This is a genomic window from Streptomyces sp. iso_384, assembly GCF_056172905.1.
This window is the reverse complement of record NZ_JBWBTT010000001.1, coordinates 4512451-4538466: the sequence shown is the minus strand read 5'-3', so window position 1 is coordinate 4538466 and position 26016 is coordinate 4512451. Positions and strand designations below refer to the sequence as shown.

Annotated in this window: 20 protein-coding genes and 2 pseudogenes; 10 read left to right on the top strand and 12 right to left on the bottom strand. The window is 71.7% G+C overall.

Annotated elements, in window-relative coordinates; all coding sequences use genetic code 11:
- Window positions 1–64: 64 nt before the first annotated feature.
- Complete coding sequence (gene gndA / locus AC0VY3_RS20390; RefSeq protein ID WP_475550221.1) at window positions 65–1504, bottom strand: NADP-dependent phosphogluconate dehydrogenase; 1440 nt, start codon at window positions 1502–1504, stop codon at window positions 65–67.
- Between the two features lie 148 nt (window positions 1505–1652).
- Window positions 1653–2195, bottom strand: a complete 543-nt coding sequence (locus tag AC0VY3_RS20385) for a DUF5709 domain-containing protein (RefSeq protein WP_475550220.1) — start codon at window positions 2193–2195, stop codon at window positions 1653–1655.
- A gap of 222 nt (window positions 2196–2417) precedes the next feature.
- Between AC0VY3_RS20385 and AC0VY3_RS20380 the strand changes: the two are divergent.
- The 4 genes and pseudogenes from AC0VY3_RS20380 (at window position 2418) to AC0VY3_RS20365 (ending at window position 7236) form a co-directional block, all read left to right on the top strand.
- A pseudogene (locus tag AC0VY3_RS20380) lies at window positions 2418–3490 on the top strand (DUF8017 domain-containing protein).
- A 155-nt stretch (window positions 3491–3645) separates the two neighbouring features.
- The gene (locus AC0VY3_RS20375; protein WP_170994379.1) at window positions 3646–3789 is read left to right on the top strand and encodes a hypothetical protein; all 144 of its coding nucleotides are present in this window, start codon (window positions 3646–3648) and stop codon (window positions 3787–3789) included.
- A 300-nt stretch (window positions 3790–4089) separates the two neighbouring features.
- Complete coding sequence (locus AC0VY3_RS20370; protein ID WP_103508934.1) at window positions 4090–5610, top strand: UDP-N-acetylmuramoyl-L-alanyl-D-glutamate--2,6-diaminopimelate ligase; 1521 nt, start codon at window positions 4090–4092, stop codon at window positions 5608–5610.
- Between the two features lie 51 nt (window positions 5611–5661).
- Window positions 5662–7236 (top strand): carboxylesterase/lipase family protein, encoded by a 1575-nt coding sequence (locus AC0VY3_RS20365; protein WP_475550219.1) that lies wholly within the window; start codon window positions 5662–5664, stop codon window positions 7234–7236.
- Window positions 7237–7303: 67 nt separating this feature from the next.
- On the opposite strand, the gene AC0VY3_RS20360 is transcribed toward AC0VY3_RS20365, so the two are convergent.
- Window positions 7304–8122, bottom strand: a complete 819-nt coding sequence (locus AC0VY3_RS20360) for an ABC transporter ATP-binding protein (RefSeq protein WP_475551709.1) — start codon at window positions 8120–8122, stop codon at window positions 7304–7306.
- A 112-nt stretch (window positions 8123–8234) separates the two neighbouring features.
- Window positions 8235–8615: a hypothetical protein gene (locus AC0VY3_RS20355; protein WP_242739366.1), complete on the bottom strand. Its 381-nt coding sequence runs from the start codon at window positions 8613–8615 to the stop codon at window positions 8235–8237.
- A 99-nt stretch (window positions 8616–8714) separates the two neighbouring features.
- Between AC0VY3_RS20355 and sigJ the strand changes: the two genes are divergently transcribed.
- Complete coding sequence (gene sigJ, locus AC0VY3_RS20350; RefSeq protein ID WP_475550218.1) at window positions 8715–9647, top strand: RNA polymerase sigma factor SigJ; 933 nt, start codon at window positions 8715–8717, stop codon at window positions 9645–9647.
- On the opposite strand, the gene AC0VY3_RS20345 is transcribed toward sigJ, so the two are convergent.
- Window positions 9648–10226, bottom strand: coding sequence for a GNAT family N-acetyltransferase (locus tag AC0VY3_RS20345; protein WP_475550217.1), 579 nt, complete (start codon window positions 10224–10226; stop codon window positions 9648–9650).
- A gap of 130 nt (window positions 10227–10356) precedes the next feature.
- The gene (locus tag AC0VY3_RS20340; RefSeq protein WP_475550216.1) at window positions 10357–11397 is read right to left on the bottom strand and encodes an SCO7460 family lipoprotein; all 1041 of its coding nucleotides are present in this window, start codon (window positions 11395–11397) and stop codon (window positions 10357–10359) included.
- A 274-nt stretch (window positions 11398–11671) separates the two neighbouring features.
- On the opposite strand from AC0VY3_RS20340, the gene AC0VY3_RS20335 reads away from it, so the two are divergent.
- From AC0VY3_RS20335 to AC0VY3_RS20320, 4 genes are all read left to right on the top strand, one after another.
- Entirely contained in the window at window positions 11672–12817 is a 1146-nt protein-coding gene (locus AC0VY3_RS20335) for a S1 family peptidase (RefSeq protein ID WP_475550215.1), read from the top strand.
- 429 nt (window positions 12818–13246) lie between these two features.
- The gene (locus tag AC0VY3_RS20330) at window positions 13247–14368 is read left to right on the top strand and encodes a DUF1996 domain-containing protein (protein WP_103507090.1); all 1122 of its coding nucleotides are present in this window, start codon (window positions 13247–13249) and stop codon (window positions 14366–14368) included.
- 127 nt (window positions 14369–14495) lie between these two features.
- The gene (locus tag AC0VY3_RS20325; RefSeq protein WP_103507089.1) at window positions 14496–16262 is read left to right on the top strand and encodes a discoidin domain-containing protein; all 1767 of its coding nucleotides are present in this window, start codon (window positions 14496–14498) and stop codon (window positions 16260–16262) included.
- Between the two features lie 138 nt (window positions 16263–16400).
- Window positions 16401–17168 (top strand): isocitrate lyase/PEP mutase family protein, encoded by a 768-nt coding sequence (locus AC0VY3_RS20320; protein ID WP_103507088.1) that lies wholly within the window; start codon window positions 16401–16403, stop codon window positions 17166–17168.
- 90 nt (window positions 17169–17258) lie between these two features.
- Here the strand turns inward: AC0VY3_RS20320 and AC0VY3_RS20315 are convergent.
- The 4 genes and pseudogenes from AC0VY3_RS20315 to AC0VY3_RS20300 all read right to left on the bottom strand — a co-directional run bounded on the left by AC0VY3_RS20315 (window position 17259) and on the right by AC0VY3_RS20300 (window position 21126).
- A pseudogene (locus AC0VY3_RS20315) lies at window positions 17259–17887 on the bottom strand (family 1 glycosylhydrolase).
- Between the two features lie 20 nt (window positions 17888–17907).
- A complete protein-coding gene (locus AC0VY3_RS20310) occupies window positions 17908–18801 on the bottom strand; it encodes a carbohydrate ABC transporter permease (protein ID WP_030089042.1) in 894 nt (297 codons plus the stop codon).
- Complete coding sequence (locus AC0VY3_RS20305; protein ID WP_103507087.1) at window positions 18794–19804, bottom strand: carbohydrate ABC transporter permease; 1011 nt, start codon at window positions 19802–19804, stop codon at window positions 18794–18796. The genes AC0VY3_RS20310 and AC0VY3_RS20305 overlap by 8 nt, the downstream gene beginning before the upstream one ends.
- A gap of 11 nt (window positions 19805–19815) precedes the next feature.
- Entirely contained in the window at window positions 19816–21126 is a 1311-nt protein-coding gene (locus tag AC0VY3_RS20300; RefSeq protein ID WP_475550214.1) for an ABC transporter substrate-binding protein, read from the bottom strand.
- Window positions 21127–21267: 141 nt separating this feature from the next.
- Between AC0VY3_RS20300 and AC0VY3_RS20295 the strand changes: the two genes are divergently transcribed.
- Window positions 21268–22602 carry an ROK family transcriptional regulator gene (locus AC0VY3_RS20295; RefSeq protein WP_475550213.1) on the top strand — a complete coding sequence of 445 codons (1335 nt, stop codon included), beginning with the start codon at window positions 21268–21270 and terminating at the stop codon, window positions 22600–22602.
- Window positions 22603–22740: 138 nt separating this feature from the next.
- Here AC0VY3_RS20295 and AC0VY3_RS20290 read toward each other — a convergent pair whose 3' ends face one another.
- Together AC0VY3_RS20290 and AC0VY3_RS20285 are read right to left on the bottom strand one after the other, a co-directional pair.
- Entirely contained in the window at window positions 22741–23238 is a 498-nt protein-coding gene (locus AC0VY3_RS20290) for an NUDIX hydrolase (protein ID WP_475550212.1), read from the bottom strand.
- Window positions 23239–23313: 75 nt separating this feature from the next.
- Complete coding sequence (locus tag AC0VY3_RS20285) at window positions 23314–25995, bottom strand: hypothetical protein (RefSeq protein WP_146065781.1); 2682 nt, start codon at window positions 25993–25995, stop codon at window positions 23314–23316.
- Window positions 25996–26016 lie beyond the last annotated feature (21 nt).

Genomic DNA, 26016 nt, shown 5'->3' with positions numbered 1-26016 from the left:
TCCTGCGCGCATCAGCCCCTGCGCGCATCAGCCCCTGCGCGGGTCGGGCGCAGGGGCGGACGGGTCAGCTCTCCACTTCGGTCCTGTCGCCGCCCCAGAGCGTGTGGAACGAGCCCTCCCGGTCCGTGCGCCGGTAGGTGTGCGCCCCGAAGAAGTCCCGCTGTCCCTGGGTGAGCGCCGCGGGCAGCCGGTCCGCGCGCAGCCCGTCGTAGTACGAGAGCGCGGCGGCGAAGCCCGGGGTCGGCACGCCCTGGCGTACGGCCTCGGCCACCACCGCCCGCCAGTCGTCCTGCGCCGCGCCGATCTCCTGCCCGAACTCCTTGTCGGAGAGCAGGCTGACCAGGTCGGGCCGGGAGTCGTAGGCGGCGCGGATGCGGTCGAGGAACGCCGCCCGGATGATGCAGCCCGCCCGCCAGATCGCCGCCACGGAGCCGAGATCGATGTCCCAGTCGTAGGTCTCGCCGCCCGCCCTGATCTGGTGGAAACCCTGCGTGTACGAGACGACCTTGGAGGCGTACAGGGCCTGTTCCACCTGGTCCGCGAACGCCGCTGCCGCCGCCCCGTCCAGCGGCTTCGGGGTGGGCCCGGGGAGATCGCGGGCCGCCTCCCGCAGATCGGCGTGGCCGGACAGCGACCGGGCGAAGACCGCCTCCGCGATGCCCGACACCGGGACCCCGAGGTCGAGCGCGATCTGTACGGTCCAGCGCCCGGTGCCCTTCTGCTCCGCCCGGTCCTGCACGATGTCGACGAACGGCTTCCCGGTCGCCGCGTCCGTATGGGCGAGGACCTCCGCCGTGATCTCGATCAGATACGAATCCAGCCGGCCGGTGTTCCACGTACGGAAGACGTCGGCGATCTGCGCGGGGGAGTACCCGGCCACCGCGCGCAGCAGGTCGTACGCCTCGGCGATCAGCTGCATGTCCGCGTACTCGATGCCGTTGTGCACCATCTTCACGAAGTGGCCCGCGCCGTCCGGACCGATGTGCGTGGTGCACGGCGTGCCGTCCTTCGCCTGCGCGGCGATCTTCTCCAGCATCGGGCCCAGCGACGCGTAGGACTCCGCCGAGCCGCCCGGCATGATGCTCGGTCCGTTCAGCGCGCCCTCCTCGCCACCGGAGATCCCCACCCCGACGAAGTGGATCCCGCGCTCGCGCAGCTCCTTCTCACGGCGGCGGGTGTCCTCGAAGTGGGCGTTCCCGCCGTCGATCATGACGTCGCCCTCCTCCAGCAGCGGCGCGAACTCCTGGATCACGGCGTCGGTGGGGTCGCCCGCCTTCACCATGATCACCAGACGCCGGGGCCGCTCCAGCGCGGCGACGAACTCCTCGGGCGTGTGCGCGGCGACGAACGTGCCCTCGTCGCCGAACTCCTCGACCAGGGCGTCCGTCCGGGACGTGGTGCGGTTGTGCACGGCGACGGTGAAGCCGTTGCGGGCGAAGTTCCGGGCCAGGTTGCGGCCCATGACCGCGAGTCCGGTGACGCCGATCTGGGCGGTGCCGCTCATTGGTGCGCTCCTGGGGTGCGAGTACGTCGGTGCGTGCGCTGGATGCGTGCGGTTCGGGGGTGTGCGTGCTGGCCGGTGTGCGCTTCGGTCAGGGGAGTACGGGCCCGGGGACTGCCGCGTTCAGGGCGAGCGCTCGCCGGCGGTCCGCTCAGGACGGCGGCGAGGCTGCCGTGCCGCCGCCGGCGGGGCCGGAACCTGGGGCGGCGGGGGGTGGGCCGGCCTCCAGGAGCGCGTCGTCGTCCCCCGGCTCGGGGATCACATGCATCGCGGCCTCCTCGGCCGACGCCGCCGCACCGTCGATGCCCACGTCACTGGCGGTGAGGGTGGCCGGGACGCGCCCGTCGGCCTGCTGGGTGAGCCGCCCGGCGCGGGCGACGCCCACCTCGTCGTCCCAGGGCTCTCCGTCGCCGTCCACCAGATCGCCCACACCGTCGCCGGCGGAACCGTCCGGCTCGGGCACTTCCCTGGTCAGCCGCGTTTCGAGGGACTCTCCGGTGTTCCGCTCGTCGGCCGTGGTGCCGAGTCCGTCGACCACCCACGGGCGGTCCGGCGGCGAATACCCCTCGTCCAAGGGGTCGCCGGTGCCCGACGGATCCATGAGCGTGTCCTCGGCGCCGAGCTGTTCGCCGGGATCCGAAGCCTCGGGTTCCTGGGGCTGGTAGACGTCGTCCCCCCAGTCGGTGTCGCTCATGGCGCGTCCTTTCCTCGGGTCGTCCGGGAGTGACGGGTTCTCCTGTCCCCTGTACGCAATTCCACTCCCGTCCCGCTCCGGCCGCAAAGGGAAGATCGGTTTCCGGAGCCGGGCTCAGGCGATGCGAACCGGTCCGTACGCAGGTCGCGGCCGCTTCGCCGCGCATATGAGGAGCTCGTGGGAGTCCGGGCACAGGGTGTTCGAATCGTCGAACGGCTGGGCATGGGGTGGCGGCCCATGGGGAACGGACAGCAGTCGCCCGGGGGCGATCACCACCAGCAGGATCAGCCGCAGGCGTACGGACAGGGCCCGGGGCAGCAGCCGTACGGACAGGGCCAGGGGCAGCAGCCGTACGGGTGGCCGCCGCGGGAGCAGCAGGCCGGCGGGCAGCCGCCGTACGCGGGAGCCGGGACCGCCCCGTGGGACGCGCGCACCGAACCCGCCGGGCAGCCCGCATCCGCCCCCTGGAGCGCGCAGACCGTTCCCTCCGGGCCGCCCCCGTCCGGCGGCGGCCTCCGTAGCGCGGTCATCGCCGTGGTCGCGGCCGCCGCCGTCGTGCTCGCCGCCGGAATCACCGGATTCCTGGTGCTCGGCGGCGGAGAGGACGACGGGAAGCCGGTCGCGGGACCCGCCGGGTCGGCCACCGTGGCACCGTCGGCGTCCCCGGGCGAGGCGCGGGGCGGTGCCGAGAACGGGACCGCGCCCCTCGTGCCCGGCTGGAAGACCGTGGTCAACCCCAAGCGCGGCATCGCCTTCGACGTCCCCGTCCCATGGGCGCTCAAGTCGACCGGCTGGGTGAGTTACGTCGCCGCGAACGACGACCCCGACGAGAAGCCGCTCGTCGGGTTCTCGGCCCCGGCGATCCTCCAGGAGAAGTGGTGCCGGTCCGACGACGACGGCAACGGCGCCCAGGAGGACACCCCGCTCGCCGCCGCGGGCTCCCGGGGCGAGCCGGGCGCCCGAAGCACCGCCGAAGCGGCCCGGGAGAACGCCCGCCTGTGGGTCTACGGCAGCTACGCCCAGCCGTCGAAGAAGAGGTCACCACCGGGGCGGCGAAGCCGTTCACGACGAAGTCCGGCATCACCGGGAGCGTGGCGACGGCCACCTCGACCGGTGTCGGCCGGACGGGCGGCTGCTCCTACGACGGCAAGGCGACCGCGTTCGCCTTCGAGAACCCGGCGGGCGAGACGGTCTCCTGGACCTTCGTCGGCGTACGGGACGTCGACGACGAGGTGGCCGAGCCGACCGTGCGGAAGATCCTCAGCACCGTCCGGCTCATCGACAGCACCCCCTGACGACGCCCGACTCCCGCTGACGGGACTGTCCGACCGAGTCCGGCCGCGGCGCCGGTCCTGCTCCTGGTCCCCGCCCCTCTCCGCGTCGGTCGCCGTCCCGGTCCGCTCCGGTCGGGGCGGACCGGCGCCCTTCCCCTGCCCCGTACACTCGGCCCATGGGACGCAGCGCCGCACCGAGGACATGCCCGCTCAGGGCCGCCTCCGCGCTGCCCCCGGCCGCCGCCCGTGCGGCCGTGCCCCCGGCACCCGCCGACGCGGCGCCCGGAACGGGCCGAACCGCGCTGCACGGCCACGGCTAGCGATCCACAGCGATTCGCCGGCCATCCACCAGCGACACATCCGCGATCGGCGCGGCGGCTTCCGACCGCCGTATCCGGCGTTGCCGACCACGGCGTCATCGCTCCCGGCCCACCGTCTCCTCACCGACAGCACCTCTCCGGCCCGCTGAGCGCCGGGGCACACCGTCGCTCCGGCGTTCGCCGGACGCGCGCGTTCCACGATCGGCTCCACAGCACCACGCGGCCTACGGCGCACCTGCCCGGGCTGCTTCACGGCGACGGCCGCACCATCTGGCCGGCGTCGCACTCGAAGGGATCATCGTGAAGCTGAGCGACCTCTTGTCCGGGCAGGTCCACCACGTGCTGCGGGGAACCCCCGACCGCACGGACGTCACCGCCGGTGCGACGTTCGACGCGGACCGGGTCACCCCGGGTTCCGTCTTCGCCGCGGTGCCCGGCCACGCGGCCGGCGGTCCGGACGCCGTCGCCCCGGCCGTCGCTCGCGGCGCGGTCGCCGTACTCGTCGACGAACAGGCCCCGCCGTTGCCCACGACCCTGGGCGACGCGTGCGCCGTACGCGTCCCCGACGTCCGCAAGGCCGCCGCCGTCCTCGCCTCGCGCTACTTCGGCGAACCGGGCCGGGCGATGGACCTGATCGCCATCACCGGCACCAATGGCAAGACCTCCGTGTCGTACATGACCGAGTCGGTGCTGCGGCTCGCCGAGGGCACCCGGGTCGGGGTGATCGGCACGGCGGGCAGCCGCATCGGGGACGAGCCCATCCCGATGCCGCCCTCGGTGCTCACCACCCCGGAATCGCCCGATCTCCAGTACCTGCTGGGGCACATGCGCGACCGGGCCACCGGCAGTGTCGTCCTGGAGGCCACCTCGATGGGGCTGCTGACGCACCGTCTGGACCGTACGTTCATCGACGTCGGCGTCTTCACCAACCTCACCCAGGACCACCTCGACGACCACGGCACCATGGAGAACTACCGGGACGCCAAACTCCGGCTGTTCCAGGGTCTGTGCCGCCGCGCCGTGGTCAACGCCGACGACCCGGTGGGCGCCGGGATCCGGGAGCTGATGCCCGATGCCGTGAACACGTACGCGCTGGACGGCGACGCGGACTACCGCGCGAGCGATCTCACCGTGGACGCCTCGGGCACCCGGTTCACCCTGCACCACGACGGCCGCAAGTACCCGGCGGCGATCCCTTCGCCGGGCCGGTTCTCGGTCTCCAACGCGCTGGCCGCGGTGGCCGCCTGTCACCTCCTCGGCCACGGCCTGGCAGGGCTGGTCGACGCGCTGGAGCGGATGCCGCAGATTCCCGGCCGCTTCGAACGCTTTCACACCCCCGACGGCACCTCGGTGATCGTGGACTACGCCCACTCGCCGGACTCCCTCAGCAAGGTCCTCACCACGATCCGCGGCTTCGCCCGGGGCCGGGTCATCACCGTCTTCGGCTGCGGCGGTGACCGCGACACCACCAAGCGCGCCGAGATGGGCGCCATCGCCGGCGCCCACTCCGACCTGTGCGTCCTCACCTGCGACAACCCGCGTTACGAGAACCCCGAAGCCATCCTCGACCAGATCGCCCCGGGCATCGTGTCGACCGGGACGCCGTTCGAGCGGATCACCGACCGCCGCCGGGCCATCGCCGCAGCGCTGGCGGAGGCGGGTCCGGCCGACATCGTGCTCATCGCGGGCAAGGGCAGCGAACCGCACCAGAGTGTCCGGGGCGAGCTGCTGCCGTTCAGCGACATGGCCACCGTGCGCGAGCTGATCGGCGGGTGGTCCGCGATCAATCCGTTGGTGCGGGCCACCGCTGACCTGGAATGATGACGCGGCCGCGCCGAACGACGGACGGGCAGGAGCGGGGGAGCGGGAGCCGTGGACGTCTTCACGACGAAGGCCGGGGCGGTACGGGGGCGGCGCGCCGCCCGGGACCGCGGCATCGTCGCCGTACTCGGACTCCCGTACGCGGCACCGCCGTTCGGCGGCCGCCGGTTCCGTGCGCCGCAGCCGGTGGAGCCCTGGGACGGCGTACGCGACTGCTCCGCCTTCGGGCCGGTGGCACCCCAGTCGGCCGAACTGCCGGGCGCGCCGGTCTGGTCGCCCGGTGACGAGGACATCCTCACGCTGAACATCTGGACGCCCGCCGACGGACCGGGCGACCTCCCCGTGCTGGTCTGGATCCACGGCGGCGCGTACGTCTTCGGGTCCGCCGCCCAGCCCGACTTCGACGGCACCGCGCTGGCGGGCCGGGGCCTGGTCGTCGTCACCCTCAACAGCCGCATCGGCTTCGAGGGGTTCGGCCACGTGCCCGACGCCGAAGGCCACGACGGACCCGCCCCCGACGCCGACGGCAGCGGCACCCCTTTCCCCGACAACCGCGGCCTGCTCGACCAGATCGCCGCCCTGGAATGGGTCCGCGACGACATCTCCGCGTTCGGCGGCTCGCCCGACCGGGTCACCCTCGCCGGACAGTCGTCGGGCGCCACCTCCGTGGCCTGCCTGACGGTGGCCGACCGGGCGCGCGGCCTGTTCCGCCGCGCCGTCCTGCACAGCGCCGTCAACGCCTTCGCCACGGTGGAGCAGGCGGCCCGCACCACGGCCGAGGTCGCCGAGGCGGCCGGCGTGCCCGCCACCCGCGCCGGGCTGCTCGCCGCCCCGCCCGAGGCCCTCGTGGCCGCCGCCGACCGGGTCTGCGAACGGTACGCACAGAACCCCGGCTCGGGGCAGCGCCACTACGACCCGGCGATCTACGGACCGGTCGCCGACGGCGTTCTGCTGACCGCCGACCCGTTGGAGGCACTGGCGGCCGGAGCCGGCGGGACGGTGGAGCTGCTGGTCTGCCACACCACGGAGGAGTACTGGCTCCTGGACGCGGTCGGCAGCAGCGCGAAGATCACGACGGAGGAGCAACTGGCCACGTTCGCCGCCGACTTCGGGCTCCCGGCCTCGCTCGTCGAGGGCCACCGCGCACGCCTGCCCGACCCCCCGGTCCTCGACGTCTACCTGTCCCTCTGCTCCGGCCTTCTGTTCGCCGAGTACAGCACCCGCCTCGCCGAGGCCCACGCCCTGGCAGGCGGCCGTGCCTTTCTCGCCCGCTTCGACCGCCGCCGGGACCACACGGGTCAACGGGTGCGCGCCTGGCACTGCGCGGACGTCCCGTTCGCGTTCGGCAACCTTCACGAGGAGAGCGTCCACTTCCTGGTCGGCGGCCCGCCCGGCCCCGCCGACCAGGAGCTCTCCCGGCGTATGACCCGTGCCTGGGCCGACTTCGCCGCGCACGGCGACCCGGGCTGGGACGCACTCGACGGGCTTGCCGGGAGCGGGGCGGCGGTACGGGTCTGGCGTACGGCGGAGGAGCGGCAGGGGACGGAGCGCGGGCACGGGCTCGGCGCCGCGGACGGGTTCCGTGATCTGTGGCGTACGGCAGGACTGCCGCTCCTGGCGCCCTGAGGGCCACCGCCCGGCAGCGGACCGCAGGCCGTCCCGCGCGCCTTAGGGTCCCGCGTGGTGGTTCCGTCTACGCGAAGCCGCCCGAACGGGCCAGCCAGCGGCCCGCGTGCCGGGTCACCTCGACGGGGCGGCCGAAACAGGCGGTCATGCGCTCCTCCGTGAGCACGTCCTCGACCGCCCCTCCCGCCAGGACGCGCCCCTCCCGCAGAAGCAGGGCGTGATCGATCGCGGGGGACAGCTCCTCCAGATGGTGGGTGACGGTCACCGTCGACAACTCCGGCCGGTTCAGCGCGAGATGGCGCATGGTGTCGATGAGGTCCTCGCGCGAGGGCAGATCGAGCGCGTTGAACGGCTCGTCGAGCAGCAGCAGGGCCGGGTCCGCCATCAGCGCCCGGGCGATGAGGATCCGGGCGCGCTGGCCGCCCGAGCAGACGCCGTACGGGCGGTCGGCGAGCTCCTTGATCCGGAGTTCGGCGAGCAACGCGTGGGCGCGCTCGCGCACATCGCCGTCGTACGCCTTCCACAGCGGCTGGACCGTGCCGCTGTGGCCGGTGAGGACCGTGGTGTGCCCGGTCAGGTCGCCCGGGACGCGCTGGGAGGTGGAGACATGGCCGATGCGGGCGCGCAGTTCCCGTACGTCGACCCGGCCGAGCCGGTGACCGAGGACGTCGACCGTGCCGGTGGTGGGGAAGGCGGTGGCGCCGACGAGACGCAGAACGCTGGTTTTGCCGGCCCCGTTGGGCCCGAGCAGCGCCCAGTGCTCGCCGGCCCGCACGGTCCAGTCGATGCCGTCGAGGATGACCTGGCCGGTGGCGTGGCGGCGCATGCTCACGCCGTCGAGGGCGGCGACGACGCGCCCGTGACCGCTGCCGGTGTTCCCGTCCATGCCGTCGTCCAGCCCTTTCGTTCCGAAGACCACGGCACGGAGGGTAGCTGTAGACGGCAATGACCTGCGTGGGTGACTGCATCGTGGACGCGATACGGTCCCCTCGCTGTCCTCACCGCCGTGCCAGGGCCAGCACGCTCAGCCCGAACATCAGGACGCCCAGCGGGAGATGGACCGCCGGGATGTGCGCGATGCCGACCGCGACCTGGACCGAGGCCAGGGCCAGGAAGCCGGACGCGTGCAGCACCGGCCGGGGCGAGCCGCCGCCCGGCTTCCAGGCCAGCACCGCCGCGAGCACGTACAGCATCGACGCCCCGTACATCACGCGCGCTCCGACGCTGTGCAGCACCTCTCCGTAGGCCGTCGTCATCAGCAGTCCGGACGAGACCGCCTGAAGGAAGATCGTCAGGGTCTGCAGAGCGATCGCGATCCGCACGAAGGAGAAGCCGTGCGAGCTGCGTGAGCCGCGCCCTGTCGTCGCCTGGGTGGTCATGCCACGCTCCCGTTCTCCGCCCGTGGGCAGTTGATCGATAAGGTTTCACCAGCCCGACGACGCGGGCCCGCGAAAGGTAAGGCGAGGGGCGGTCGGAACATGGGGGCGGCACGTGCGGGCATCGAGGGCATAGCCGGTGAACGCGGCCAACTGATCAATGTCGCCTATCGGTTGCTCGGATCACTGGCCGAGTCCGAGGACGCCGTGCAGGAGGCCTACGCGCGCTGGTACGCGCTGCCGCGAAGCCGCCGGGACGAGATCGTGTCGCCCGGCGCCTGGCTGACGACGGTGACCGGCCGCATCTGTCTGGACGTGCTCGGCTCGGCGCGGGTCCGGCGCGAACGGTACGTCGGCGCGTGGCTGCCCGATCCGCTGCCCGGCCCCGGCGGACGCGGCCAGGGCTCGGACCTCGCCGATCTCGCCGACCAGATCGTCCTGGACGAATCGGTGACGATGGCGTTCCTCGTCGTCCTGGAGACGATGACCCCCGCCGAGCGGGTGTCGTTCGTCCTGCACGACGTCTTCCGCTACCCCTTCGCCGAGATCGCCGGCGTCCTCGGCCGCACCCCCGCCGCCTGCAAGCAGCTCGCGGCCTCCGCCCGGCGGCGGGTGCCCGACGCCCCGGCCCCGGTGCCGGCGGACCTACGGAGCGACGCCGTGCGGCGCGTGAAGGAGGCCTGGCAGAACAAGGACATCGCGGCCCTCGTCGACCTCCTCGACCCGGCCGCCGTGATGACCGCCGACGGCGGCGGCCTGGTCGGCGCGGCCCTGCGCCCGATCGAAGGGGGCACGCGCATCGCCCCGTACATGGTCGCCATCGCCGACCGCGCGCCCGGCCTCGAACTCCTGGAGCGTACGGTCAACGGGGTGCCGGGCCTGGTGGCCGTGCGCGACGGTGTCGTCGTCACCGTGGCCTCGTTCGATGTCGTGGAGGGGCGGGTCGCCCGGATCTGGGTGGTCCGCAACCCGGAGAAGCTTCAGCCGTGGGCGGCTCTCCGGGAGGCCGAGGAAGAGGTCCGGGACCTTCCGTGATCACCGGTCGCGCAGGTCGAGCCGCATCAGGACGCGGGGGTGACCGGCCAGCACCGAGGTGGTGTCGGCGGCGTGGGTGAACCCGGCCCGTTCGAAGTTCCTGCGGATCCCGGCGTACGCCATCGTCAGGTCGACCTCGGCGCCACCGCTGTCGATCGGGTACGCCTCGATCGCCGGCGCGCCGTGCGCACGGGCGAGGTCGACCGCGCCGGCGATCAGGGTGTGCGAGATCCCCTTCTTACGATGACCGGGGCGCACGCGGATGCACCACAGCGACCAGACCGGCAGATCGTCCACGTGCGGGATCTTCCGGCTGCGCGCGAAGGAGGTGTCCGAGCGCGGTGCCACGGCGGCCCAGCCGACCGGCTCGTCGCCGTCGTAGGCGAGCACCCCCGGCGGAGGCTCCGCACGGCACAGCTCGGCGACGTACTCACCGCGCTCCGGACCACGGAGCTCGTTGTTGAGCTTGGACGGAATCCGGTGGCTCAGGCACCAGCAGACGTTGGCCCCGGGCGACTTCGGACCGACCAGGGTACGGACATCCTCGAAGGCCGAAGCCGGGCGGACCGTGATCGTCATGGTGCCACGATGCCACGAGGCGACGCTGCCACGTCGCAGCCGGTGACATCCGCTGTCCGAGCCGTCCGGAAGCCGCCCGCGCCGACAGGGAACACCCCGGCCCCAGGCTCCCGCCCGCCCACGACACCCCCTAGTACGGCGGCAGCCGCAGCACCCCCGTGCCCTCGCGGACGTCGTGCACGAGCCGGATCTTCCCCACCGGACTGCCGTGCTCGTCCGTGGTCACCAGGGCCGCGTCGTCGCTGTTGACGCACCGCCCGCTCGCTTCCGGCTCCGGGCAGAACAGGACGTAACCGGTCTGGCGGTCGACGCGGCCCGGCTCCAGCTGCCAGATCCACTGATAGGTGCTCATGACCACCCGGGGGTAGGTGGCGCGCAGCTGCTCCTTCACCGCGTTCTGCACCGTCTCGCCGAACTTCTGGCGCTCCCGGAACGGGCGGACCATCCGGGCACGGCCCGTCGTGTCGACGCGGCCCGCCTCGATCTCGTAACTCGCGGAGAAATAGGCGTGCTTGGTGAGCGAGCCCAGCAGGTTCGTCCGGGTCAGCCGCATCACCGTGGGCCAGGAGTCCTTGCCCCGGTCGCGGCGGTCCGCGACGGACGGGGAGACCACGTTCACGTACGAGGCCGTAGCCTTCGCGAGCGCGCTGTCCGCCCCGCTCGCGGTGACCCAGCGCTGGACGCACTCCCCGATCTCGCCGAGCACCCTCGTCACGGTGGCGTTCGTCAGCTCGGCGACGACGTAGGGCGCGGCGCCGGTCGTGCCCAGGGCGACGACCTCGTAACCACAGGCGTCGAAAGCGCCCTTGAGGGTACGGAAGTCGTCGGCCTGCTGCCGCCCGCGCTTCACCGCTTCGGCCAGTGCGCCGGCGCAGTCCTTGCGGTCGCACCGGCGCTGGTCCGCCCGGTCCGTGTCGATACGGAGCCGGACCACGGCGTCGCGGTCGTCGGTCACCGCGAACGTGACCTCCGAGCCTCCGGAGCCCGGGAAGAGCGTGCGCGCTCCGATCGCCCTCAGCTGACCCGGGAAGTGCTTATCGGCCAGCTCCTCCGCCGCCCTGCGGTCGTCCTTGGTGTCCACCACGCCGCACGCGCCCAGCAGCACGACCAGCGAACCCGCCAGTGCCCCGGTCAGCGCGGCTCTCCGCCGCCTGCGGCGTGATCCGGTCATGATCTGCTCCTCCAACTGGCCCTGTCCCTTGTTTCTGTGACAGTAGGACCAGTGTCTGCGGGCCGGATGAGTACACCTACTCAACCCGGCGCGCGACGTCCTCGCACATCTCTTCCCGGGTCGGCCCTGTGATTGGCATGGACCTGCCTATCGAACTCCGCTACAGTCCGGGACGGCACATCTGAGAGCGCTCTCAAGCGGCATGATCGGCGCGCTCCCGGACGCCTCCCGTTCCACCCCCACGTCGCTGGAACAAACAGGAAGGGTCACTCCCTTGAGACACGCAACCGTGCTGCGGACCGGTCTGTCCGCACTCCTGCTCCTCGGTGCCTGGGCCGCCGCCGGCCCGTCGTCCGCCTCCGCCGCCCCCACCGACTCCGCGCAGGCGCCCGCCTCCGCCGCCCTGCTCACCGCGATGCAGCGCGACCTCGGCCTCAGCGAGGGCCAGGCCCGGGCGAGGCTCGCCGACGAGAAGGCGGCCACCGCCCTGGAGCCGAAGGCCAAGCGCGCCGCGGGCTCCGCCTACGGCGGCTCCTGGTTCGACGCGGGCACCGGCAAGCTGACCGTCGCGGTCACCGACGCCGCCAAGGCCGACGTCGTCCAGGCCGCCGGAGCCGAGACCCGGCTGGTCGAGCACTCGGCCGCTCAGCTCGACGCAGCGAAGGCCCGCATCGACAAGCTGACCGCACCCGCCGGTGTGAGCAGCTGGCACGTCGACCCGGCGACCAGCAGCGTCGTCGTGAACGTCGTCGCCTCCGAGAAGCGTGACAACGATGTCCGATCCTTCGTCGCCAAGGCCCGCGAAGCCGGGCCCGTGACCGTGGAGACGACCTCCGAAGCGCCGCAGACCTTCGCCGCCGGAACGGTCGGCGGCGACCCGTACTACACGGGCAACGTCCGCTGTTCGATCGGCTTCTCCGTCCACGGCGGCTTCGTCACCGCCGGGCACTGCGGCGGCGCCGGCCAGTCCGTGCGCGGCTGGGACGGATCGGCCATCGGCAACTTCCAGGGCTCGTCCTTCCCCGGCAACGACTACGCCTGGGTGAACGTGGCCAACGGCTGGTGGACCGTGCCGGTCGTCCTCGGCTGGGGCACCGTCTCCGATCAGCTGGTCCGGGGCTCGAACGAGGCGCCGATCGGCGCGTCCATCTGCCGCTCCGGCTCCACCACGCACTGGCGCTGCGGCAACGTCCTGGCCAAGAACGAGACCGTCAACTACAGCCAGGGCGCCGTGCACCAGATGACCAAGACGAGCGTCTGCGCCGAGGGCGGCGACTCCGGCGGCTCCTTCATCAGCGGCGACCAGGCCCAGGGCGTCACCTCCGGCGGCTGGGGCAACTGCTCCGGCGGCGGCGAGACCTGGTACCAGCCGGTCAACGAGATCCTCAACCGGTACGGGCTGACCCTGCACACCGCGTGATCCGGGGGAGTCGTCCCGCCGTTCTCCCCGGCGGAGCGACTCCCACCGACGGGTGACCGGTGACCGGTGCTCACGGATGTCCGGTCACCGGTGCAGCGAAGGTATGAGTGAGCGGTCCCGCCCTTGCGCGGGACCGCTTTTTCCGTGTGGGCCCGGTCGCGTCCCGCTTCCTGTGCGGGCTGCCCTGGGCGGTGCCCCACTCGCCGCCCAACAGCCGTTGCGCGGTGCATCGTTCACAAGCTATTGACACCTTCTCAGCACCGGCGCAACACTGACACCGCCTTGGAGAGCGCTCTCCCAGATGATCCCGCGGTCCGCCGGCCTCGTGACGCGCAGGGTTGAGCCTCTTCCCGGCCGCACCGTCCAGCTCACCCTTTCCCCCCACCGTGCACCCGATGTGCAGGGATGAAGAGCGGCATGGAGGTCCCTATGGTGACAAGACTCAACAGAACGACCCTGGTGTCCGTCCTGATCGTGGCGACCGCCCTGGCGCTGGTCGTGCTCGGGCTGACCGCGATCACGAACGCCGGGGCGGCCACCGCCGAGGCGGACGGGCCCGCGTCGGACCGGCCCGCGGCGGCCTCGCACGTGATGCAGGGTCACAAGATGGCGCCGGCGAAGCCCGTGGCCTTCGGCGACGACCCCGACGGCGACGGCTACATACCGGCGGACCCGCCAGTCACCGGCGTGGAGCCGTCCGACGAGATCCCGCCGCACCGCTACTTCCACGAGTTCCAGGCCAACTGCTCGGTCACCCACACCGCCCCGGACGACCCGATCGTCTACCCGGGGCAGGCCGGCGCGTCGCACGACCACACGTTCATGGGCAACGACACCACGAACGCGGACAGCACCACCGCGTCCCTGGGCGCGGGCGGGACCGCCTGCCTGGCGCCCGGCGACCTGTCCGCGTACTGGATGCCGACCCTCTACAAGGGCGACGAGGAGATCCGTCCGATCGGCCCCCAGACCATCTACTACAAGGCCGGAGTCACCGACTACCGCACCGTGCGGCCCTTCCCCAAGGGGCTGCGGTTCGTCGTCGGCGGCCCCACGCAGACCGCCGAGGAGTTCCGCGACCACCCCGGCACGGTCGAGGGGTACGAGTGCGGCGAGAGCTACCACAACTACGACTTCCCGGCCGCCTGCCCGACCAGCCGGGACACCCAGCTCAACCTGCGCATGCAGGCGCCCAGTTGCTGGGACGGAAAGTACCTGGACACCCCCGACCACAAGGCCCACATGGCCTACCCGGTCGTGATGGGGGCCAACCAGGACGTCTGCCCGTCGAGCCACCCGGTCGCCCTGCCGATGATCGAGTTCAAGATGGCGTGGCCGGTCAACGGTGACATGTCGCAGGTGAGACTGGCCAGCGGCACCGGCCACTCCTTCCACTACGACTTCTTCAACGCCTGGGACGACGGCACGCTCGACGCACTGGTCGACCACTGCATCGTCGGTGCGCTCCAGTGCAACGCCCGTGGCTACGACGAGAACAACCCGGGCGAGGGCGCGGCCCTTGACGAGAACTACGAACTGCCCCGGCCCTGACGTCCGGCCCCGCCCCGTCGCGTCTCCCTCGTGGGTCACCGCGCCCATGAGGGAGAGCGCTCTCCCGTGCGTGCCCGTTCCTTCGGCCGTCTCCACCCGCACTCCCGTGAGGAGCCCTTCCCCCCCCATGATCATGTCCCGTTTCCGACGACCGGCCCGTTCCCGGGGCCGTACCACCGCGCGTCTCGCCGTCGCCGCGCTGCTGGCCGCCGCGGCGGCCGCCCTTCCGGCGCCCACCGCCCAGGCCGCCGGCAGTGTGGTGAAGGTGACCGGCTCCCGGGGCGCCTGGCAGCTGACCGTGGACGGCGCCCCGTACACCGTGAAGGGGCTGACCTGGGGTCCGTCCGTCGCGGACGCCGGGCAGTACATGCCCGACGTGAAGTCGATGGGCGTCAACACGATCCGTACGTGGGGCACCGACGCCACCACGAAGCCGCTTCTGGACACCGCGGCGGCCCACGGCATCAAGGTGATCGCCGGGTTCTGGCTGCAGCCGGGCGGCGGCCCCGGCAGCGGCGGCTGCGTCAACTACCAGACGGACACCGCCTACAAGAACGACATGCTCGCCGAGTTCCCGAAGTGGGTGGCGGCCTACAAGGACCATGAGGGCGTCCTCATGTGGAACGTCGGCAACGAATCCGTGCTCGGCCTGCAGAACTGCTACAGCGGCGACGAACTGGAGCAGCAGCGCGACGCGTACACCACGTTCGTCAACGAGATCGCCGAGAAGATCCACGCGGTCGACCCGAACCACCCGGTCACGTCGACCGACGCCTGGACCGGGGCCTGGCCGTACTACAAGAAGAACGCGCCCGACCTCGACCTGTACGCCGTGAACTCCTACGACGCCGTCTGCGACATCCGCGCCACCTGGGAGAGCGGCGGCTACGACAAGCCCTACATCGTCACCGAGGGCGGGCCCGCCGGTGAGTGGGAGGTGCCGGACGACGCCAACGGCGTACCGGACGAGCCCACCGACGTGGCGAAGGCCGCCGGGTACCGGAGCGCCTGGGACTGCGTCCAGGGGCACCCCGGGGTCTCGCTCGGGGCGACGCTCTTCCACTACGGCACCGAGTACGACTTCGGCGGCGTCTGGTTCAACCTGCTCCCCGCGGGCCAGAAGCGGCTCTCCTACTACGCGGTGAAGGAGGCGTACGGCGCGGACACCTCCGGCGACAACACCCCGCCGGTCATCAGTGACCTGAGCGTCGACAACGCCTCCGCCGTCGAGGCGGGCAAGCCGTTCACGCTCAGGGCGTCCGTCTCCGACCCGGACGGCGACGCGCTCACCCACCAGGTGCTGGTCAACTCCAAGTACATCGACGACAGCGGCCAGTTGACGGACGCGGGCTTCACCGACCGGGGTGACGGCTCCTTCGAGGTCACCGCGCCGGACCGGCTCGGCGTCTGGAAGGTCTACCTCAAGTCGACCGACGGGAAGGGCAACGTCGGGATCGAGACGAAGTCCTTCAAGGTGGTCCCGCCGCAGGCCGGCGGTGTGAACCTGGCATCCGGCAAGCCCGCCGAGGCCTCGTCCTTCCAGCCGGACAGCGTCGGCTGCCCCTGCCCGGCGGCCAACGCCGTCGACGGATCCTTCGACACCCGCTGGGCCAGCGAATGGGCCGACCAGCAGTGGATCCAGGTCGACCTGGGGGCGACCGCCTCCTTCGACCACGTCCAGCTGGCCTGGGAGGCGGCGTACGCCAAGGCGTACACGATCCAGACCTCGGAGAACGGCCAGGACTGGAACACCGTCCACACGGAGACGGCCGGCAACGGCGGCATCGATGACATCGAGGTCGCGGGCAACGCCCGCTACGTCCGCGTGAGCGCCACCGAGCGCGGCACCCCGTGGGGCTACTCGCTCTACGAGTTCGGCGTCTACCGGAGCTGATCCGGCGGGGCCGGGAAGGACTCCGCGCCGTCCCGTCCCCGCTGTCGGCGCGGCGGGAGCCCGCGGCGGCCACGGACATCCGTGGCCGCCGCGGGCTCGTCACGTCGTTCCCGGGCGATGCGGGGTAGCGTCTTCGGCATGGACTTTGGAACCACCGTTGAGCGCGCTCAACGCCTCAAGCAACTGCACGCCGACCACAAGCCGCTCGTGCTGCCCACCGTCTGGGACGTCTGGTCCGCGCGGACCGCGGTCGCCGCGGGCTTCCCCGCGCTGACCATCGGCAGCCACCCCCTCGCCGACTCCCGGGGGGCCGAGGACCAGGAGGGCCAGACCTTCGAGGAGGTGCTCGCCGCCGTCAGGCCGATCATCGCGGCGGTCGACGTCCCCGTCTCCGTGGACCTGGAGTCGGGCTACGGGCAGCAGCCCGCGGATCTCGTCGCCGGTCTGATCGAGGCCGGCGGTGTCGGGCTCAACATCGAGGACACCGTCCACTCCGAGGGTGGACGCGTGCGCAGCACGCAGGAGCACGCGAGCTACGTCGCGGGTCTGCGCACGGCGGCCGACGACGCGGGCGTCCCGGTCTGGGTCAACGGCCGCACCGACCTCTTCGTGCACGCGGAGAAGCCCTCCGACGTCCTCGACGAGGTGATCGAGCGGCTGCGGGCCCTGGAGCAGGCGGGCGCCGACAGTGTCTACCCGGTGCGCATCCAGGACGACGACGAACTGCTCGCGGCGGTGACCGCCGCCGTGGCCGTTCCGGTAAACACCACGGCGCATCCCGTGAAGCACGACCTGGAGCGCTTCCGTCGCCTCGGCATCGGCCGCATCACCTACGGTCCGCTGCTGCAGTTCGCGCTGACGGACGCGATGAAGGACATGCTGAAGCCGTGGGCGCCCTCCTCCTAGAGGCCGCCCGGCGAAGCGAAAAGCCCTCCGGCCGCGGCGAGAGTGCGCCGCGGCCGGAGGGCTGCCGGGAGGAGCGGGGGAGAGGCGGGGTCAGGCGGCCGTCCGGCCGGCGCGGCGTTCCGCGTGCTCCCGGACCAGCTCCGCGTACCGGAGTCCGCTGCTCTTGACCGTACGGCGCTGGGTCGCGTAGTCCACGTGGACCAGGCCGAACCGCTTGTCGTAGCCGTACGCCCACTCGAAGTTGTCCATCAGGGACCAGGCGAAGTACCCGGCCAGCGGGGCGCCCTTGGCGACCGCGCGGGCGCAGGCGGCGAGGTGCTCCTCCAGATAGCGGACACGCTCGGGGTCGTGCACCGAACCGTCCGCCGCGACGACGTCCTCGTACGCCGAACCGTTCTCCGTGACGTAGATCCGCTGGACGCCGTACTCCTCGGTCAGCCGCAGCAACAACTGCTCCAGGCCCTCCGCGTGGACCTCCCAGTCCATGTGGGTGTGCCGGGCGCCGGGGACGGAGACCTGCTCGGCCCGGGGCGCGGTGCCGGATAGTGGTCGCAGGCGATGTCACCGGTGTCGCCGCCCGCCACCTTTCCGGGGGTGTGCGAGAACGTGTCCCAGATCGAGGGGGAGCGGCCGTCCTCGGCCACGGCCCCCTCGATCTGGTACGCGGTGGTGGCGACACCCCAGGTGAAGTCCGCCGGGAGTGCATTGAGGTCGGACACGAACTGCCTTTCTGTGTAGGTCACTTGACTGCTCCCGCGGTCAGGCCGGCGACGAGGTAGCGCTGGAGGAGCAGGAACCCGACGACGATCGGGACGCTGACGACGAGCGAGGCGGCCATGACCTGGTTCCAGTACACGTCGTTCTGCGTTGCGTAGCCCTGGAGGCCGACGGAGAGGGTCCGGGTGGCGTCGTTCGTCATGACGGACGCGAAGAGCACTTCGCCCCAGGCCGTCATGAAGGAGTAGACGGAGACCGCGACGATGCCCGGCACGGCGGCCGGCACGACGACCTGGAAGAGCGCGCGGACCGGTCCGCAGCCGTCCACCAGAGCCGCCTCGTCCAGGTCGCGGGGGATGGAGTCGAAGTAGCCGATCAGCATCCAGATCGAGAACGGCAGCGAGAACGTGAGGTACGTCAGGATGAGGCCGCCCCGCGAGCCGTACAGAGCCACGCCGGTGCTGTTGCCGATGTTGACGAAGATGAGGAACAGCGGCAGCAGGAAGAGGATCCCCGGGAACATCTGCGTGGACAGCACCGTGACGGTGAAGACCCGCTTGCCCCGGAACCGGTAGCGGCTCACCGCGTACGCCGAGAAGACCGCGATCGTCACCGAGAGCACCGTCGCCGAGCCCGCCACGATCAGCGAGTTGACGAAGTACTTGGCGAGCGGCACGGTCTCCCAGATGTCGAAGTACGGCCGGATCGTCAGCGTGGACGGAATCCACTGGAACTTCCCCGACACGTCCTGCAGCGGCTTCAGCGAGCTGCTGACCATCACATAGACCGGCAGCAGGACGAAGCCGGCCAGCAGCGTCAGGACGATGCGGCGGGTCCAGAGGAAGGACTGCGGCGCGGCCATCGGCGAGCGGGCCCGCGACCGGGTGGTGCGGGTCGGCCGCGTGAGGCTAGACATCGGCGCCCTTCCTTCCGCGCGAGGTGAAGAACAGATAGACGGCCGTCACGACCAGCAGAAAGAGCAGCAGCAGGACCGACATCGCGGACCCGGTGCCGAAGTTCCAGGTGACGAACGACGACTGGTAGATGTGGATCGAGATCAGGTCCGCACTCTCCGGCGCCGACTTCCCGAACAGGACGTACGGCGTGTTGAAGTCGTTGAACGTCCACAGGAAGAGCACGAGGATCAGGACCTGGTTGACCGGGCGCAGCGAGGGCAGGGTGATCCGGCGGATCTGCTGCCAGATGCCCGCGCCGTCGATCGAGGCGGCCTCGTACAGCTCGCGCGGGATGTTCTGGAGCCCGGCCATCAGCATGAGGAAGGCGAACGGCCAGCCCTTCCACACCGAGACGATGATCAGTGTGTAGATGCTGTTCTCGCCGATCAGCCAGAAGGACGGCTCGTCGGTGATGCCGAGCTGATCGTGCAGGACGTGGTTGATCAGCCCGTTGTCCCGCTGGAACATGAACGCCCAGGTGATGACGGCCGCGTAGACCGGCAGGGCGTACGGGACGAGGAAGATCGCCCGCAGGACGCCCCGGCCCCGGAAGCTCTCCTGGAGGAGGATCGCCGCGGCGGTGCCCAGCAGCCAGGCGAACCCGACCGAGAAGAACGTGAAGACGCAGGTCACGAAGAACGAGTGGAGCAGGGCCTCGCCGATCGGCGCGTCGAAGTCGACGGCGATCCTGTAGTTGTCGAGGCCGGTCCAGGGGGCCGCGCCCCAGTTGTTGATGAAGAACTGGGTGAGCTGACGGAAGCTCATCACGATCCCGATGACCATCGGGATGATGTGGATGAGCAGTTCCAGCAGGACGGCGGGCAGCAGCAGGAGATAGGGCAGTCCGCCTTGGCGGATCCGGTCGGGGATGCGCGGCAGTCTCCTGCGCGCACCCCCGGCGCCCCGGCTCGTACCCGTGCCGGACTTGTCGACCTCGGGGTCCGTGGTGACGGTGGCGGTCATGGATCAGGGCCTCACTGCTGCATCGTCTGCTGGGCCTTTTCCAGGCGCGCCTTGACGGATTCGTCGGTGATGGGACGGCCGGCCGCCGCGTCCGCCCACAGCTCCTTGACCGCCGTGCCCACGGCCGTCTCGAACTGCGACTCGTTCGGGACCTGGGGGAGCGGGGCGGCGCTGGTGGCGAGGGTGTCGCGGAGGACCTTGAGGTCGGGGGCCCCGAACGCGGCGTCGGCCTGCGCGGCCTTGACCGGCGGGATCGAGCCGTAGGTCTTGTTGAGCAGCTTCTGCTCGGCGTCGCTCGTCATGAACTTCACGAACTTCTTCGCGCCGTCGATGTTCTTGGTGTTCTTGAACACCGCCATGTTGATGCCCGCGACCATGGAGTTGACCTGCTTGCCCGCGCCCGGCGCGCCCGAGGGCACCGGCACCGGGGCCGCGCCCCAGTCCTCCGGCTTCATGCCCTGGGCGGCGAAGGTGGAGGCGGCGGCCTGCCACAGCACCATGGCGGTCTTGCCCTTGGCGAAGTCGGTGAGCGACTGGTTCTGGGCGTACTCCGCGTTGCCCGGAGCGATGATCTTGTCCTTGGCCATGAAGTCGATGTACTGCTTCACCGCCGCGACCGCACCGTCCGAGGTGAACGTCGCCTTGCCGTCCTTGTCGAAGAAGTCGGCGCCGTGCTGCTGGCCCAGGACGAAGGTCTGGTGGATGTTGTTGGAGAGGTTGCCGCCCTCGGCGCCCAGCCCCCACTTGCCGCCCTTGGATATCTTCTTGCCGGTCGCGACCAGTTCGTCCCAGGTGGCCGGGGGCTTCTCGACGCCCGCCTCGGCGAACATCTTCTTGTTGTAGTAGAGGGCGTACGCCAGGGAGTAGAGCGGCACGGCGGCGGGCGGCTCGCCCTCCTTGCCGGCCGCGGCGACCGCCGAGTCGACGAAGCGGTCCCGGCCGCCGATCGCCTCGAAGTTCTTGTCGTCCCACGGCAGGAGCGCGCCGGTCGCCTGGAGCGAGGCCGACCAGGTGTTGCCGATGTTCAGCACGTCCGGGCCCTGACCGGAGCTGGTGGCGGCGAGGATCCGGTTCAGCAGGTCGGCCCACGGCACGACCTCCAGCTTCACCTTGATCCCGGTCTCCTTCTCGAACTTCTTCAGCTCGGGAGTGAGGATCTCCTTGTCGGCTTCGATGCTGGGGCCCTGGTTGGACGCCCAGTAGGTGAGGGTCTTCGGCGACTCGTTGCTGCCGCCCGAGGTGGTCCCGCCGCCACAGCCGGTGGCGGCTACGGCGATGGCGAGGGCGAGGGTGACGGCGCTTGCGGCTCTGACGTGACGCATGTGAGGTGGCCCCTTTCCGGGGATGGCTGCGTTCGGGAACCGAACGGCCTCCATGACTTAATTTATGCCGTGATTTAAGAGGTGAGAGAAGGTCGCGTCAAGGCCTGGGGCCGGGGTATGTTCTGGACGGGAAGGAGCAACATGGCCGAGCGCAACAGACGGACCGTGCGTGACCTGCGGCGGGGCAACCGGGCGAGGGTATTGCAACGGTTGTATTTCGACGGCCCGCTGAGCCGTCAGGAGCTCGGACCGGTCACGGGCCTGAGTTCAGGATCCATCAGCAACGTCGTCGCGGAACTCTCCGCCGAAGGCCTGCTGGAGGAGGCCGGCATCGTCGACTCCGACGGCGGCCGCCCGCGTACGCTGCTGCGCGTCGCCCCGGACGGCGGACTGCTCATCGGCATCGACATCGGCGAGACCCGGGTCCGGGTCGAGCTGTTCGACCTCTCCCTGACCGAACTGGCCCGCACCGAAAGGCTGCTGGCCCAGCACGGTTACGACGTCGACCGCATCGTCGCCCATGTCCGCACCGGTGTCGCGGACGTGCTGCGCGACGCGGGCGCCGATCCGCGCCGGCTCCTCGGCATCGGCATCGGGGTCCCCGGCATCATCGAGCGCGACGGCCCGGAAGGACCCGACGGCACACGCAGCGCGGTGGTGCACGGCCAGACGATCGGCTGGCGCGCGGTCCCCTTCGAGCAGCTGCTGCGCGAGGCGGTCGACGTGCCGCCCGAGGTGCCGCTCTTCATCGACAACGGCGCCAAGACGCTGGGCCAGGCCGAGATGTGGTTCGGCGGCGGCCGGGGCGCGGGCGCCGCCGCCATCGCCCTGATCGGCTCGGGCGTCGGCGCCTGCGTCGACCACGGCGACATCCTCGACGAGGACCGCACCAGCCTCGCCCTCGAATGGGGCCACACCACCGTCCAGTTGCGCGGCCGCCGGTGCCGCTGCGGCTCCATCGGCTGCCTGGAGGCGTACGCGGGCGCGGAAGCCCTGCGCGAGCGCTGGCGCGAGGCGGGCGGCCCGCTGCCCGAGGACGCCGACGACGAGACCGCGCTGGCGGCCCTGCTCGCCGCCGCCTACCCGGCACGCCGGGGCGCCACCCCGGACCCGGTGGCCCTCGCGCTGCTCGACGAGACGGCCGAATGCCTCGGCGCGGCCCTCGCCGACCTGATCAACCTCTTCCTGCCCGAGCGGATTCTGATCGGCGGCTGGGCGGGCCTGCTCATCGGCCCCCGCCTGCTGCCCGAGATCCGCCGGTACGCGAACGAGTACGCCCTGCGCCACGCGGCGGCCCGCACCACCATCGAGATGGGCCGCCTCGGCCCGGACGCGGTCACCGTGGGCGCGGCCACGCTGCCGCTCGCCGACTTCCTCACCCGGGGCGGCAGCCGCCCGGCGGCCGGCGTCACCGGTACGCCGCCGCGTACGGCAGCCCAGGCGGTCCGGGAACGCCACCGCACCCCGATGAGCTGAGCGTGAACGGAGCCGGGGGACCGGGGGACCGGGGACGCCCACGTGGTGCGTCGGTCGGCCGTGTGCCGGCTGCTCGTGTGCCGACAGGCCATGTGCCGGCCAACGCGTCGGCCGGCAGTGCGTCGTCGCTGCCGTGCTTCAGCGGGCCGTGTCCCCCGCGGGGCCAGGGCTCCCGGCCGCGCCGCCCGCGGCGATCCAGCGCGCGTCCACCATGCCCAGCCACGCGTCCTGGGCGTCGGCCAGCGGGTGCTCCAGGGGAAGCCGCGCGAACCGGCAGGCGAACCGCATCCCCGCGTCGGCCCCGTCACCGCGGACCCGGTGCTCCCAAGCGGAAGGCCCGCCCGGCGGGGCGTCGAGCAGGAGGAAGGTGGTCAGCCGGGGCTGCCCGGTCACGGGGTGCGGCCGCTCGTCCACCGTGATCCGCCGGACGACGCGGGCCCCCGTCAGCCCGGTCTCCTCGGCGACCTCGCGCAGGACGGCCGACTCCGGAACCTCGCCCCGGCCGACGCCGCCCGCGGGCACCTGGGTGCCCGCCTCGGGGAAGTCCGCGTGGTCGAACACCAGCAGAGCGGCCGAGGGGTGACGGCGTATCACATAGGCGGCGACCCGGATGCGGGGCGGGGGAGCGGTGGTCATGGGGACATCCTGGCGCACGCCGGGGAAGCGACGGGCGGGTGGGGCAGGTCCTGCGGCGGGGACGGCGGCTTTCGCTCAGCGCCGGCCGCCGCCTCCGGTCGTGCCGGTGCCGCCCGTGCCACTCCCGCCCGTCGTGGGGGCGGCGCAGCCCGTGCAGGGTCCGGTGCCCTGCCGGAGGTACCGGTGCTGGTTCGCCAGATCGACCGCAGGGGCCAGCGAGGAGTCCTCTGCGGGAACGCCGATGCCGAACCGCCCGTAGAAGGTGAGCAGGCCCGCGTCGGCCCGTTCGACCGCCGCCGCGGTGCGCTCGTAGGCCACCGCCGTCAGACGACGGACGTCGATGCGCACGAGCCGGCCGCCTTCGGGCGGAGGCTGCCCGATGCCCTCGCCCCAGCGGTGGAAGACCGTCTTCACCGGGCCGTCCTCCACCAGCCCGCCGAGGTACTCCTTGACCAGCTGCACGGCCTGGTTCTCGCCCACGTCGAGGGTGTCCAGGGCGCGGGTGATCGCGAGGGAGGCGAGCTCGGCGAACCGGTCGGTCTGCTCCTCCCGCTCCGCGCGCCGCTGCCGGCTCTCGTCGAGCTGCCCGAGCCGCCCGTCGAGGTCGTCGCCCTCCGGGGTCGGGTCCGCCTGTGGCGCCGGGTCGTCGACATCCAGCGTCCCGGCCTGAAAGCGTCCGGCTTGCCGGGCGATGTCCAACGCTGTCCGGTTCGCAGGCTCTCCGGGCGGCGAAGGAGCGATCCGGTGCGCGGCGATGATCACGTCGCCGATCTGTGCGGCGGCCCGGGGGTGCAGCACGACCTGCCGGTGGATCTCCTGGTACGCGGCCGCCGAGCCCTCGGCGTGTTCCCGGCGCTGCACCTCCAGTGCGTACCGCTCGTCCACCGACCGCTTCCACGCGCCTTCGGACACCGGAGCCACGACGACGAGGAAGATCAGCGCGACCATGATGCCGATGTTGATCCCGGAGAGGGAGCGCTGGACGAAGTTGGCGGTGAGGCCCAGCGGCAGCCGTGACGCGCCGAACCGCGCCGGGCGCAGCCGCCTGACCCGCGCGACGAGACCGGGCCGGCGCAGGAGGGCGTAGCTGCCGACGGCCAGCACGGTGTAGGCCGCCATCCAGTACAGCCAGTGCACCTCGGTCAGCCCCTGTACCTTCTCGACCACCTTCAGCACCACGGTCACCTGGGGCGGGGTGAACGAGAGGACGTTGGCCAGCCAGACCACGAGCAGGGTCAGCACCAGGCCGAGTTCCGCGGACAGGACGACGTCGGCCGCCGCCTGCACCGTCCGTCGCGGGGAGTCCTTCATCCACCGCCAGCCGCGCCAGGAGAGCCAGAGCGCGAGCGGGAAGAAGAGTCCGGCGGCCGGTGCGACGGTCAGTACGTCGCCGGATACCAGCTGCTCACAGGCGAGCACGGCGAGGAAGAGTCCGGGCAGATGCGGAAGGTGACGTACGGCCGGGCGCTCCGACCGTACGCACCGCATCAACCCGAGCAGCAAGGCCCAGCCGCCGAAGAAGAGCAGTACCACCAGGGGGATCAGCCGGGACGGAAAGGCGCGGAAAAGGACGAACAGCAGCGCCGTGGGCGCACCGACGATGCCCAGAGCGAGGACGGCCGCGGCGATGTACCGGCGGTGCCGGAACCAGCGGATCGCGGATTCGACGAGGATCTCGCCCCCGACCTTCGACACGGTCGTGAGGGCGGTCACGACGATCAGGCCGACCAGCACCCCGCCGATACCGCCGAGGATCGCCGTGACGACGGCGAGGAGGGCGGCCCCCAGCCCGTCGATCTCCTCCCGGGTGCCGAGGCGCCAGGCCGCCCACAGACCGATCCCGAAGGTGAGGTACTGGGCCAGGAGGTCCCGCAGTCCGTCGTCCCGGACAGCCGGAGCGGGGCCGGCCGGAGCCCGCGGGTCCGGGTGCGGGGTGTCCGGAACGGGTGCGTCCGGGGGCGGTGCGTGCGGTGTCGGTGGCGTCGGAACGGGCGCGGGCCGCGCTGCGCGTTCGTGCAGCCGACGGGCGAGGTCGAGGAAGATCTCCAGGTTGGGTATCCGGTACCGGTACCTCATGAAGTGCGTCGGGAAGTCGCTGCCGCGGGAGGAGACCATGAGGAGTCCCTCGGGCGAGAGGGCGAGCGAACGGACGTCCTCCCAGGCCGTGAAATCGTCCCGGCCGCGCCTGCGCCGTACGGTCAGTCCGTCCCGGCTCAACACGAGATCTCCGAAAGCGACTTCGCCGCCGTCGAGAGCCGTGGCGGTGGCCGGTGCCAGCCGCGCGTTCCGGACGCCGTGCAGGATCGCCGGGTTCCACTTCTCGTCCTGGAGGACCTGGGCGCCCCGGATCACCGTGCGGGTGCGCAGGCCCTTGATCCGCTCCCCGCCGAGTGCGGGTCTGCGGTCCGTCGGCCCCAGCGTGACGACCGTGCCTTCGGGGGTGGACAGTTTGAAGCGGTTCCAGCCGTCCGTGAAGACCGCTGTCGACTGCCAGGGGTAGACCACTTCCCGGCCGCCGGCGGCGACCGCGACGAGGCCCTTCTCGTAATGGCGGAACTCCACCCTCGTATGGCGTCGGTACCAGAGCACCCGTACGGCGAAGGGCACCAGCAGCGCCAGCCCGCCGAGCACCGCGGGGAGAAAGGCTCCGTCCCGGCCGAAGATCGCACCGAGGAGGAGCGTCAGGAGATAGGCGAGGACCGAGAAGGGGGTCAGGAACAGCAGCAGCGACGCGTACGCGGAGGGCTTCCTGCGCATCGGCCGATAGGTACGCTGATA